Genomic DNA, 12,956 nt, shown 5'->3' with positions numbered 1-12,956 from the left:
CAACCTATCGCAATCCTCTACACCCCCACCTCTTAGCTCTGTGCCGCCTATACCGCAAGCGGTATAGGCGGCACAGTCTGTGAATTCTCTACAATATAGTAGCCAGGTTTTAACTTACTGGTGATCAAACACCTTTTGACATTCGGACTAGGGTCTAAATTCTTCTCCTGATGCCGTCAGTTGTTTTTTTGCAACGACTTAACCCTAGAAGATTCCTAATACCGCATGTCCTTTTCCTCGCCCCAAGCCGTCAATGAACTGCTAGCGGCTCTGCCAGAGGCTGAGTACCAACGTCTTATTCCTGATCTGGAGTACGTCTCGCTCCTTTTTAAGCAAGTTCTTTACGAGGTTGGTGAACCTATTGAATACGTCTATTTCCCCCATGGGGGAATCGTTTCTATGCTCTCCACTATGGAAGATGGCTCTCAGGTCGAAGTCGGCTTAGTGGGGAATGACGGAGTTGTAGGTATCCCCGCCGCTTTGGGAGACAACATCGCCACCGCAACCGCGGTGGTGCAGGTACCAGGTTCTGCCATGAGGATGAAGGTAAGCTTGCTAAAAACCGAGTTTGGGCGGAGTGGTGTACTGCAAAGTCTGCTGCTGCGGTATATACAAGCGCTATTCGCCTTAGTCACGCAAAACGCTGCCTGCAATCGCCTCCATTATCTGGAGGCCAGACTTGCACGTTGGCTACTGCTCGTCTGTGACCGTGTCGAGTCAAACGAGTTGCCCCTGACTCATGAATTTATCGCCCAGATGCTGGGTGTACGACGTGCGGGTGTCACGGAGGCGGCTAACAGCCTTCAACAGGCAGGACTGATTCACTACAAACGTGGCAAAATTACCATCCTGAATCGCAAGGAATTGGAAGCCGCCTCGTGTGAGTGTTATGAAATCATCAAGGGCGAGTACGCTCGGTTGCTAAGCATTAAACACCGTTGAACGCTCTTGTCAACTAGAGATGCGATCGCATTGGGGACAACTGCCAATGGGAAAACAACGAATGTATTGTAGGTGCCTTCTGCCTTTCTTTGTCACTCCAAAGCTGGTTTAATCCGAGCGTAGGAGTAGAGAAATACACTGAAGAGAATCGCAAAAATCAGGTCAATGACACCTGGAATTAGATAAAGTGGGTGAACATTGCCTACCAAAGTTTGATAAGCCAGCACAACGAAGACGGAACATTGTGCGTAAATTCCAAGTTTTACAATTTCATGATTGCGGGAAATGTCCTGACTGACCCACCAATAGCCAATTCCGATCACAAATACCAACACGAGAAACAGTTGTAAATACTCAGGATTGGTGAGGGGTTTCTCACCAATCAACTCGCGAATCCATCGGTCGGCAAATAGCAAAGCCAGAGATTCGATCCAATTGATCGCAGCTTTGAGTTGAAATATGTACTTCCAGGTCGTCGGATTATCCATAGTTGCACAAAGTCCAAGAATGCTTTTTGTGGGAAAGTTCACTTGAGGGTTAGAAGGGTCAAACTATATCTAAGGAAAACTTAGATATTCACTTCATCTTTGATTAGGATTAGCTTGATATTACGCATTGGCAGCAGCTATCTGGTCTTGTAGCTGGCTTTTAACTGTTTTGAACTCGGTAGCCATTTGCTGCTGCTGCTCGTGGCTGAAGTTGTCCCTGATTAGGGTGAATATATCTTTTTCTTCTTGATTGATGTGATTTCGCGTCGCCGTTCTTAACTGCTCAACTTTTGCTTTAAACTCAGATGAAGCAGGCTCTAGAGGCTTAATTTCATCTAACATCTCCATTACTTCGTCAGTTTGCTGGTATATTTCCTGCGTGTGTTCGTAATATGGAGGAATTGCCGGGTAGAGAACTTGTTCTTCGGCTGTACCATGCACTTTTAAATCTTTGTAGAGCTGTCCAAAATACTCTGAAATTTTTTGAGGATCGTTAGTACCTAAAATTTCCGCGAATAAGGTATCGGCTTTCGTATGATCCATGCGGAGGAGGTCGCGGATACTCATCTCATCATCAGTACGGGTTATCAGACTACCCGCTACGCCTGATAAGGCGGCGGCAGCATCTTGAACCCGTCCCCACAATCCTTGGTCTGGTTCTTGTCCTGTCAGTTCGCGAACGCCCAGCATCTCTAGAACTCCTTTGAGTTGCTCTTGATGAGCGCGGTTTTCAAAGTTAACTGCATTTAAAGGAGCGATAGCAGCTTCAATATCAGCACCAATTACTTGGGCTGCCTTATGGATTAGCAGCCCAGTCATCGTCTGCTTGTGCTTGAGCAATTCATGCTGAGCTACTTTTTCAAACAAACTCAGTTCAGAACCTTCCATTAGTTTCTCAACTTCCTCAACCAGCTTTTGAGTTGTTTGCTTAAGCTCACTCTGGACACCGTACTGAACGATCGCACTATCGAGAACACCCAGGTTTTTGCGATCGCATTCGAGCATATCCTGTAGCGAAGAGCGAATATTATCATCAGTGCAATCCTGAATGAATTTCTCCTCGTTGTTAATCAGCAAATTTTGTACTGCTTTCATATCTGCCAGTTTTGTGGCAATTGCAAGACGCTTGGTGTCATCAAGAGTCGATACCATTTTCATTCCTCCTTATACCGCTAAGGGTGCATGTTCAAGACAGACTTTGCCGTAGATGTGAGGGAATTCGCCGCATCGGCTAATCTCTGTCGCACGGGATGCTGCGTCTGTACAATAATTCCAAGGTCGAAAGTTTGCATCGACTCGGACTGGACGATACTGTTAATGCTTTTTCTACATTCAACGACAGTTTTGAAATTACAGCTTCATCCCTAGAGCCTGCCTTATTCTGCCCGCAGGCATAGTTTTGAGTTAAGCCAGTTTGTTACTATCAGCACAACTTAGATTTTACTATTCAATTAATTAATGGTTTCGACGAAAGAAACTATTTTTAAAACAATCCCAAAAGTTTTCATCTCCTCAACTTCACTCAAAAGTACATGTCATTAGCTAGAGAAGAATAAATTAATCGCTGTTTAAAATATTGAATAAAACAGGGAATTCGATCGAGAAACCATGAGCTTATTACTAATAGACATGGATGGCACGCTCCGCGAACCACTCAGCGGACAGCAATATTTCCAACATCCCCAAGATCAACGCATTATTGAAGGTGCCGAGATTGCCCTTCGCGCCTACAAAGACGATTGGATTATTGTTGGCATCACCAACCAAGGCGGAGTTGCCGCAGGTCATAAGTCTATGCAAGGGTGCATCCAGGAACAGCAATACACCCTTGAGTTATTTCCAGAGTTGAGAGAAATCTACTTCTGCCCTGACTTTGAGGGCAAAAAATGTTTCCGCGTCACTCGTCACAATGTTCATAACCACAGCCAAACCAAGTGGTCTGGGCAGTACCGTAAACCGCGATCGGGTATGTTGCAACTCGCAATGATCAGACACAAACATACTCCGCAAAATTCGCTGTTTGTAGGCGATCGCCCCGAAGATGAACAAGCTGCCCAACGAGTAGGTGTATCCTTTCAGTGGGCCGGGGACTGGATCGGGCAACATCAAGAAGCGATCGCTCCCAATCTTACAGAAGTACAGTAACCAGAGAGGATAGTCATGGAACGAGAGATTACAGATAACAACGGCATTACCTGGACATGTGTTCAAGCCTATTCTGGGCTTGGCAACAACGCAGAAAACCAGGAGGCGGCTCAAGTTAAAGGAAATGAGGATAGCTACTGGGTTGTTTGTACCCCCAGTGGTGGCGCAAAGTCGGTGCGGCTCAAGCTTCAGGGCGAATGGGAAAAATCCTACTCTGATGAGATGTTGTTGAATGAAATTCAAGCACAGCAGTAATACCAGTTCACCTCATTTCTAATGCCTCTGTAAACCTGTTAAACAATTACTGCTGTATTCACCTCTCCCCTTCCACTTTCCCTGGCTTCACAACCTGTTACCATAAGCCACAACGGCGGTGAGATACTTACCGCAAGCAAGAGGTTCAAGGCTTTGGCTTCAACCGCTATTAAGCCTATTCAAGCTTAAACTCTTACTAGACAATCTTTGGTTCTTAACGCTATCTCGATTATCCTTGTCACCTCGTCTTAGTGACAAGACAAGCTATTATTAAGTCCGTTTGTAAATACGAATACAGTCGCTTTTACTTTCCGTTCCTACCTGAGAAAGGCGTTGCAAAAAGCACTAGTTGTTAATCTTGTTGGATAGATACAAAACCCATCGTTATATAACTTTTAATATCTCGATTGCGCTTTGTTCAGATCAGCTCGCTTTAGGGAAAAGGCAAACAAGCCACCACTTTTCATCTGAAGCTTTGCGTGAACAGCTACCGCCACGCGAAAGAGATTTTTTGAAGTTCTTAACCACCTGAAGAAGCCAATTTGGATACCTGATCTAGCGACTTATGAATATCAAAAAAAACGCCTCTAGGTTATAGCCGATGATCTGAAAGCTGATCAACCTACAGTTATTTATTTTCATCTTTTCAGGTCGGGCTTGCGCTCGCCGTTTCTTGCCTTTCGGCATAGCCCCACCACGAAAGAACTTTTCTGTTTCACCTTACAAGGAACGCTCAATATGAGTCATCGAGAACAGTTTGCTGATCCAGTGCAAGATGTCATGTGCTCTCATTGGTGCCCGGAGAAAAATTCGCTTTTTACAACAGAAGAAGCGAGGGTCTGATGCTGAGGCAGAAGGCCGACATCCGTCCACGATTAACGCGAAGGCACCTACTAGGAATCTTTTTCGCAAGTATTACTGGGGCGGTGGGAGCGGCCTGTACCACCGAATCTATGGAGAAAAATATATCCATGAAAACAGACAAACGAAAGAATCAGGATAGACAGACATCTATGAACGGACGTCTGCTGGCGCGACCAACGCAGCCGACGGGTACAGCACCAGTCGGTTTGCAACCCTTGGGACTTTCCACCAAGCGCGACGGGCTCCTCTACGTACCCAAAAACTACCAAGCTTCCCGACCCGCACCACTGGTGGTGATGCTGCACGGCGCAGGCGGCGACGCACGCGGCGGTCTGACTCCGTTCCAAAATCTTGCCGATGCGGCTGGACTCATCTTGCTGGCACCTGCTTCACACCGACAGACGTGGGATGTACTGTATGGTGAGTACGGTTCCGATATCACCTTGCTCGACCAGGCACTGGCGCAGACGTTCAGCCGTTACGCTGTGGACTCCAATCACATTGCGATCGAGGGCTTCTCGGACGGGGCTTCCTATGCTCTAAGTGTCGGCATCACCAACGGCGACTTGTTCACCCATGTCATAGCGTTCTCGCCGGGGTTTATGGCACCAGCTTCACAGGTTGGCACACCGCGCATGTTCATTTCGCACGGCACGCGAGACTCGGTTTTACCGATCGACGTTTGCAGCCGTAAGATAGTGCCGCAGGTGCAGCGTGCTGGCTACGATGTGCTTTATCGGGAATTCGACGGCCCCCACACGATTCCCCCTGCGATCGCAGACTCCGCACTGGACTGGTTCACTGCGTAGCGGCAATGAGTCGTGGTGATATACCGTGACACAACACAAGAGATCACTTTTGCTGTGGGGTTCGCAACAAGTCGAACAATAATCAGAACGAGCCGAACGATTAGCGGCACAACTCAGGGCAGCCGGAATTGAACCACAGAGTTAAGGTTCTACTCAGGTATCGGTAAGGCGTAAAATCCTATGTGATTGGCAACTGGACGTTCACGCATGGGTAGCTTGGTATGAGCGGGAGCATTTAACACGGTTGCTCCTGCTGAAGTGGCTGCGACTAAGGTGGTTGAACCGCCACCATCTAGATTTAAGGCTGAATCCGCGCCTAAATCCACAATAATTTTGGTCAGCTCTGCTAGCGTTGCTCCTTCGCTATAAAGCGGATGCTTGCCATCGATCGCAATCAGCCAAAGTTTCTCACCTGCTTTGTCCATCGCCACGGCAACACGCGGGTAGGGTCTGTTTCTGTCATTTGCTTTTACACTTAAGCCTACAGGATTGCCACCCTCAACTAGGAGCTGATTCCCTGTCACAGCCTGAACTGTACCTTTAGGGCAGGCTTTACCCTTGGAGAGTTGAACGCGATTGCGTCCTTGGCTCGTGATCAAGCACAATACGGGCAAGTCTGACTCATGGGAGGAGTAACTCGCGCCATTTGAGATGGCTTGTCCGACTACATTAGCGCGATCGCCACTACGGGGATAGTAGTCCCACGGCGTTACTTCACGAAAGGGAAAGAAGAAGCTGGCATTGATTGCTAATTGCAGCTTGAACTCTTTGAGAAATTCTGACGTTGTTCGTGCGTTGATTTCGGTGGGGACTTTTGTCTTTTCCGGAGCAGACGTTCCTGGCGTAACCAGCAATTTAACTCCGGGTGATGTTAAGTCAATGCTAACGATATGAATCATCAACGGACGGGGTGTTGAGCGAACCTCGCGTTTGTAGACAATGCCTTGAAATAGCGATCGCTCTTGAGTTGTTCGGGGTGGGCGTTGGAAATGGAGCCACCCGTAGAGTATTAGGGGCAATAGTAAGAGTCCGGTTCCCCCTGCCAGCAACAATTGCTTTATGCCAATCTGGTATCGATGATTCATAGTTTGAAGGCTTTCACCGACTCAATTATGGCAAGCTCATCCCCACTTAATTTTGCGAATCAGGACTTGCGAAACCGCTCGTTCAAGGGTCAGAACCTAAATGGAGCAGACTTTAGCGGTTGTGATCTTCGTGGTTGTGATTTTAGCCATGCTCTGTTGCAGGGAGCTAATTTTGAGCGAGTCAAAACGGGTCAAACCCCTAGGCAGTTCATCCCTTCTGTGGTACTTGCTGTGGTCGTAGCTTTAATATCAGCAAATTCATTCAGTCAAATGATTTTTGGGCTTTTGGGTCGAACACCCGCAGAGGGAGGTTGGTCTTTTGTGATTGCTTTAGGCGTCAGTTTGGCGATTTCTGGGACGTTTTCAGGGCTGAGAGTGGTGATGCCTCCTAAGTCGCTGGCGAGGCGTATCGCGACGATTGTGTCGGGTGCGATGTCGGGGGCGTTACTGGGTTTTTTCTATGGAGGAAGTACCACGGACAATAATGTCCAATTTGCGATCGCTGGGGCAGTATTGGCAGGATTACTCATGGCGCTCATTTGTTTGAGAGTTCGCCACCCGCTTGTAGCCGTTGCGGTTGCTGCTGCCGGAGCCGTTGCTGGATATGGCTTTGCCTTCTTCATCGGAGCAACGGCGATCGCTTATTTGAGTGTACAAAAGTTCGTTTTGGGAGTTTTTTGGGGTGCTTTATCCCTAGGCTACATCGGTTTAACGATGAATTCTCTCACCCTGGTGGTTCAAGAAATTAGACATGGGTGCGGGACATCTTTTAGAAGGGCGGACTTAACCAACGCTAAGTTTAATAGAGCCATCCTGCAAAACACTGATTTTTCAAGTGCGGTCGGTTTTAACAATTCTGACTATAGCTAATTGGCGGTAGAGCTTGAGTCTCCTGGGGATTTAAGCTTTGGAGGGAACGAGAAGATAACTATTCCCAGACATCAATGCGGCTTGGCGATTTTCCAAAAGTTTGATGATTCCGTTAGTGATGATTCTGGTTAGCTCAGCATTGCAGCTAGCCAGGAAATCTTCGGAAGAAATAGTTTCTTGAAAGAATGCTTGTGAGCGCTCCCGCAGGCGTCGAATCTCATCAAAGCCGATAAATTTAACGACAAAGGTCGTTAAGGGTGAATTTTTCACATCATAAGTCGAACTCTTCCATCGTCCTATCTCTAATAAATTTAAAACTTCTCTTTCTACAGGAATCATTGGTTGATAGGGGTTAGACAAATGGGGAAACGAATCTTTCAATCGACCCACTGAGAATTCAGAATCCGGTAATTCTCCGATCATTGTGGATAGAGAAATATCCGAACCAAAACGTAACGACAGTGCTTCTATTATGGCGATCGCCACCAGTTTACTTTCTAAGTAAAGCTGTGCTACTTCTAGATTCTTACGGGTTCGCTCAACCAAGTCTTGATAAGTAGAGTCATCCGGCTCTCCTTGGAACTGATGAAAAACAAGTTCTGGCTGAAGGAATTTCAAAAAGCCTAACATTTTTTGCATGGCTTCTCGGTAATCGCGAACGGTGTAAGAACCAGACTTACGGAGATTATGGTTAATTTCTGGCAATAAGCTCCATGTGTTCGTTAAAAAAACAGCAGAACTCGGTTCAGCAAAATTACCGACATCTCGATTGGCTAATCTCACCGACCTTTTCACCGCTTGCATCACATCTTCATCGGTTAGCTGAAGATTGAATTGATGATTAACTAATTTCAATCGTTGGTGTAAAAGTTCGCTAGCGCTGAAACCCGATTCCGTCTTGGAACGGAAGGGAATTGTGGCTTCGATACAAGCTGCCACCTGAACAATTAACGCCGGACTTAAAAAGGATTCTAAAGTTTTAGCCGCCACGAGAGTACTCAAGAATTCATTTTGCCCGACAAAGGGAGAAAGTCCTTGTCCGGGAACAAAGCCAAATATCATTGTCACCATCTCAAAGATTGCATCTTCAGGCAACTCACTTTGCTCTCGAATGAACAACTTGCCCCGCTCCTCCTCGATAAAAGGAGCCAGGTAATAGGTAAGATTAAAATTTACACTTTTATCGACTTGCACATATACAACATCGTGAAATAAAGCTGCTAGGACTTCAATTGCGTCCCCATCTCCACCCACTTCAAAAATATGCTCGGTTGAATGGAAATAGCGCCAAGGGCTATCCATAGTTTGGACAATAAGCTTAGCAATTTTAGAGAGTTGCTGGAAAGGAGCTTTAATCTTTAGACGTTCGGTCACCCAGATTAGCTTGTCTAAGCATTGTTGATGATTATTGTCAAAATTCATAAAGCTCTCCAGACTAGCTTGGGATATTTAAAGATTGATATTTTGATAGAATGTGTGAAGAGTTTGTAAGGCGTTTGTCAAGAAAGTATGAAGACGATCAGCCTTAGGCCGAGGCAGGCTTACACCTAACCCTTGAGTTAGGTATAGAATTCCTATGACGCCTTAATTTACTGTTAATACGAAAAATTATAGCTGAGAGATTCTAGTAACGTGTCCCTTAAGTTAATACAGAATTACCGAATATATTCATTGCCTGGTAATCCGAAAAAAATCTAGCGGCTGAGGCTAATTTCACCGACTTCCCAACATTCAATAGCAAATTTATATTCAATTCGTATGAGGGGTGTGACCCTCTATCAATCAAAAGCTATTTTTTAAGAATACGCCTCAAGATTGATGACTAACCATTTCTTCAAGATTACTTCCGCAGGATTTGACCATTGCTTTTGATGGTTAGGGCTGTCTTGGGAAAATCGAGCTGAGTTAGTTGGCGAATGAGTTTGATACTCCGACCTTTACGATCAGGATAAGGTATACCTTGTCGGTTCAGGTGAACAGGGATAATTTTGCCAGATTTAAAATCTCCCTTATTATTCAATTCCACTTCTAAAACCAGAGAGTAGGCTAGTTCGGCTTGAGTGGAAAGGGTGCGGTATCCCAGAAAATTTCCCAGAGAATAGGCGATAAATTTGCCTTTGTAAAGCTCTATAGCTCTGGGAACATGAGGACTATGACCCAAAATTAGATCGGCACCGTTATCAATCAGGGTGTGGGAAAACTTCACCAGATTGCCCCGATTTTCCCTCGCGAAAACTTCTGTTTTATTTCGGACACGCATCGCATCCGTTCCCTCTGCACCGGCATGAACTGAAATCACCACAATATCAGCACGCTTGCTTGCTTTTTGTACCAGAGCTTTAGCTCTGGCTAAATTATTGATGGAATTGTGATAGTCAAGGTAGCTAAAGCCAATCCAAGCAATCGATACACCTTGATAATGAGCTATCAAAATTTGGCTTTTTTTACCAACGGCTTTAATTCCAGATTTTTCCAGATTTTGAATGGTATCTCTAAATCCCTGAGCATAGAAATCATAGGAATGGTTATTGGCAACGCTCATGATATCAAACCCAGCTTCTTTCAATATCTGGGTATAACTCGGAGGCGTGCGGAAAGGCACTATTAATCCACCTCCTACACCTTTAGAAGAGTGAGGATAGTTGGTTAATGTACTTTCAAAGTTTCCGAATAAAAAATCAGCGCCTTGGAGTAGAGGCTTAACCGATTGAAAGAGTACCTTTTTGTCTGGATGAAGTCGATTGGTTGGATAATTAGTGCCTGGGACAATATCTCCCACCGCTTTGATTTTGATATTAACTTTTGATGGAACGCTAGGAGATTTGGATGTGGCAGGGATGTTAGATTTCGCCTCAACTTCAGTGTACTCCTCGACTTCAGCGTATTCGAGGTCATCTGGGGAGCGGTGAATCAAGCTATAGCCTATGCCCAGAACAAAACTTAGGATACCCAGAACGATTAATAGAGAAGTTCTGCTGCGAATTTTTTGCTTAAACAGGGCAATACCCTTGGGTTCATCTTGTTTAGATAACAAGGTATAGCTTTCCTGCCGAGACAGTGAAATTTTGTTCCAGCTCCCTGCTAGAACATTCTTGATATACCTGAGGCGAGATCTAATCATCCACGAAATATATAGGAATAGATAGCAAGAGGAGGAGTCTCTGTGACCCTGCCAAATGCCTAAGAGCTAGGGCACCAAAGCTTAAGCCTTGAGCCAAAAGTTACCCTGTGGGGTGACAACAGCATGGCTTAAATGCTTTTCAGCTTATCATCTCTCTTAGAATAGGTCTTAGCGGAAGGTATAGATTGTAACGATGAATGTCTCATCAAAAGCTGATGTCGGGTTGAGCAAAGGAGCCGCGAGCGCCTCAGAATATGACCTCTACGATTAATTCACTTCAACCTTCGAGAGTATCCCTCCCAATCACACAATCAACAAAAAAAGGAGATGATATCAATCATCTCCTTTGACTTATTCACTTAACGTTCCAAGCTTATAGCTGAGGCACGTATTGCTCTTTGTCAGGCACATCTGTGTACTCCGCAACAATTTGACGGAACTCTTGACCGTCAATCGTTTCCTTTTCAATCAACAGATCCACCAAGCGGTCAATCACCACCCGATTATCCCGAATAATCCGGCGTGCATCGTCGTGGCAATGCTCAACAATCACGCGAACTTGCTCATCAATTCGTGAAGCAATGACTTCAGAATACTCCGCTCTCGACGTCAAGCCACCGCCCAGGAAGACTTCTCCTTCTTGGCTTTCTAGGGACATCGGGCCTAAATCCGACATGCCAAACCGGGTGACCATTTGCCGTGCCATGCCAGTGACTTGTTGTAAGTCACCACCGGCACCGGTCGTCACTTCGGAATACCCAAAAATCTCTTCTTCTGCGGCTCTACCGCCCAAAGCTCCTGAAATCCGAGCTTTGAGTTGTGCTCTGGTGATTAAGCCTTGCTCCTCGTTGGGCGTAAACCAAGTCAGACCTTGAGCTTGTCCACGAGGAATTAAGGTAACTTTTTGTACAGGGTCGTGGTCTTTAATCAGGGTTCCCACGATCGCATGTCCAATTTCGTGGTAAGCAATCAAGCGCTTGCTCTTGCTATCCACCAGGGGTGTACCTTCCATGCCCGCGACAACGCGGTCAACAGCGTCGTTGATTTCCAGCATGGTGATCGCTTCTTTGCGGCGTCGGGCGGTGAGAATAGCGGCTTCGTTGAGCAGGTTGGCTAAGTCAGCACCAGTAAATCCAGGAGTCCGTCGTGCGATCGCTTCGATCGAAACTTCCGGCGCAAGTTTCTTGTTCCGGGCGTGAACATCCAAGATTCCCACCCGTCCCTTCATGTCAGGGGCATCAACAATTACTTGGCGATCGAAACGTCCGGGACGTAACAAAGCGGTATCCAGAACATCTGGGCGGTTCGTGGCGGCGATGATGATAATCCCGGTATTGCCTTCAAAACCATCCATTTCCGTGAGCAACTGGTTGAGGGTTTGCTCTCGTTCATCGTTACCACCGCCGATTCCTGCGCCACGCTGTCTGCCAACCGCGTCAATTTCATCGATAAACACGAGGCAGGGGGCGTTTTCTTTCGCTTTTTTGAACAAGTCACGGACGCGGGAGGCACCCACCCCGACGAACATTTCCACAAATTCACTACCGGAGATGCTGAAGAAGGGGACTCCGGCTTCACCTGCGATCGCTTTTGCTAAGAGGGTTTTTCCGGTACCTGGAGGGCCAACCAGCAGCACCCCTTTGGGAATGCGTGCACCGACCGCTGTAAACCGTTCAGGTTGTTTGAGGAAGGTTACAACCTCTTGTAGTTCTTCTTTGGCTTCTTCAATTCCAGCCACATCGTTGAACAGAATGCCGGTTTTGGCTTCCATTTGAAATCTTGCCTTGGATTTCCCGAAGTTCATGGCTTGACCGGGGCCACCCGTGATGTTGCTAGAACGACGGAACAGGAAGAACAAGCCAGCAATTAAGAGAATCGGGAAAATTAAATTCCCCAAGAGTCCCCAAATGGCTCCATCATTCCGCGCGGGATGAGCATCTAGGCTGATATTCGATTCTCTCAGTTTGGCAACGAGTTCTGGGGCGTTGGACGGGAGATCCACCCGCAGTCGTTGGATGCGGTTATCGAGTTCTGTATCGACCGCTTCCACAATTGCCGTCCGACCACCATCATAAAGGTCAACACTGGTGACTCTCCCGGCATCTAAATATTCCAAAAAGCGACCATAGGTCATTCGAGTGCTCGCCGTGTTTCTACCCATATCAGCGGCAGGCGTCGAAAAAGTTCCCTGCCATAGAAAAAACCCTATAACAAGGGCGGGTATTGTCCAAAGTAATATTATTCTCCAGGAAATTTTCATTTTGTGATTAACCTCTAGATACTGGTCATACATGCTGGTTTTAGCCCTCTATGAGCATGAGGGATAAGCAAACTCAGCTAAAAAAATGCATGAACAGAAAATTTTACTGTTACTAGC

General features: G+C 46.4%; 11 protein-coding genes. 5 read left to right on the top strand and 6 right to left on the bottom strand.

Features of this window, described 5'->3' with window-relative positions:
• The first annotated feature begins 225 nt into the window (after positions 1-225).
• Positions 226-942 (top strand): Crp/Fnr family transcriptional regulator, encoded by a 717-nt coding sequence (locus NDI48_03845; protein MEP0830336.1) that lies wholly within the window; start codon positions 226-228, stop codon positions 940-942.
• Between the two features lie 92 nt (positions 943-1,034).
• On the opposite strand, the gene NDI48_03840 is transcribed toward NDI48_03845, so the two are convergent.
• Positions 1,035-1,430, bottom strand: coding sequence for a hypothetical protein (locus tag NDI48_03840; protein ID MEP0830335.1), 396 nt, complete (start codon positions 1,428-1,430; stop codon positions 1,035-1,037).
• Between the two features lie 120 nt (positions 1,431-1,550).
• Positions 1,551-2,582, bottom strand: coding sequence for a hemerythrin domain-containing protein (locus tag NDI48_03835; protein MEP0830334.1), 1,032 nt, complete (start codon positions 2,580-2,582; stop codon positions 1,551-1,553).
• Positions 2,583-3,038: 456 nt separating this feature from the next.
• Here NDI48_03835 and NDI48_03830 point away from each other — a divergent pair, with 456 nt between their 5' ends.
• The 3 genes from NDI48_03830 to NDI48_03820 all read left to right on the top strand — a co-directional run bounded on the left by NDI48_03830 (position 3,039) and on the right by NDI48_03820 (position 5,503).
• Complete coding sequence (locus tag NDI48_03830; protein ID MEP0830333.1) at positions 3,039-3,575, top strand: HAD-IIIA family hydrolase; 537 nt, start codon at positions 3,039-3,041, stop codon at positions 3,573-3,575.
• Positions 3,576-3,590: 15 nt separating this feature from the next.
• The gene (locus NDI48_03825; protein ID MEP0830332.1) at positions 3,591-3,830 is read left to right on the top strand and encodes a hypothetical protein; all 240 of its coding nucleotides are present in this window, start codon (positions 3,591-3,593) and stop codon (positions 3,828-3,830) included.
• 1,013 nt (positions 3,831-4,843) lie between these two features.
• Positions 4,844-5,503: an alpha/beta hydrolase-fold protein gene (locus NDI48_03820; protein ID MEP0830331.1), complete on the top strand. Its 660-nt coding sequence runs from the start codon at positions 4,844-4,846 to the stop codon at positions 5,501-5,503.
• Positions 5,504-5,652: 149 nt separating this feature from the next.
• On the opposite strand, the gene NDI48_03815 is transcribed toward NDI48_03820, so the two are convergent.
• On the bottom strand, positions 5,653-6,588 hold the full coding sequence (locus tag NDI48_03815) for a phosphodiester glycosidase family protein (GenBank protein MEP0830330.1): 936 nt from the start codon (positions 6,586-6,588) through the stop codon (positions 5,653-5,655).
• 27 nt (positions 6,589-6,615) lie between these two features.
• Here NDI48_03815 and NDI48_03810 point away from each other — a divergent pair, with 27 nt between their 5' ends.
• Positions 6,616-7,458, top strand: coding sequence for a pentapeptide repeat-containing protein (locus NDI48_03810; protein ID MEP0830329.1), 843 nt, complete (start codon positions 6,616-6,618; stop codon positions 7,456-7,458).
• A 30-nt stretch (positions 7,459-7,488) separates the two neighbouring features.
• On the opposite strand, the gene NDI48_03805 is transcribed toward NDI48_03810, so the two are convergent.
• The 3 genes from NDI48_03805 to ftsH2 form a co-directional block, all read right to left on the bottom strand.
• Positions 7,489-8,880: a hypothetical protein gene (locus NDI48_03805; protein MEP0830328.1), complete on the bottom strand. Its 1,392-nt coding sequence runs from the start codon at positions 8,878-8,880 to the stop codon at positions 7,489-7,491.
• A 418-nt stretch (positions 8,881-9,298) separates the two neighbouring features.
• Positions 9,299-10,492 (bottom strand): CapA family protein, encoded by a 1,194-nt coding sequence (locus NDI48_03800; GenBank protein MEP0830327.1) that lies wholly within the window; start codon positions 10,490-10,492, stop codon positions 9,299-9,301.
• A gap of 460 nt (positions 10,493-10,952) precedes the next feature.
• Entirely contained in the window at positions 10,953-12,839 is a 1,887-nt protein-coding gene (gene ftsH2 / locus NDI48_03795) for an ATP-dependent zinc metalloprotease FtsH2 (GenBank protein MEP0830326.1), read from the bottom strand.
• Positions 12,840-12,956 lie beyond the last annotated feature (117 nt).

The sequence above is a fragment of the Microcoleus sp. AS-A8 genome (assembly GCA_039962225.1).
GTDB lineage: Bacteria > Cyanobacteriota > Cyanobacteriia > Cyanobacteriales > Coleofasciculaceae > Allocoleopsis.
Note: the sequence above shows the minus strand (reverse complement) of the source record. Positions and strands in the feature narration are given on the sequence as shown.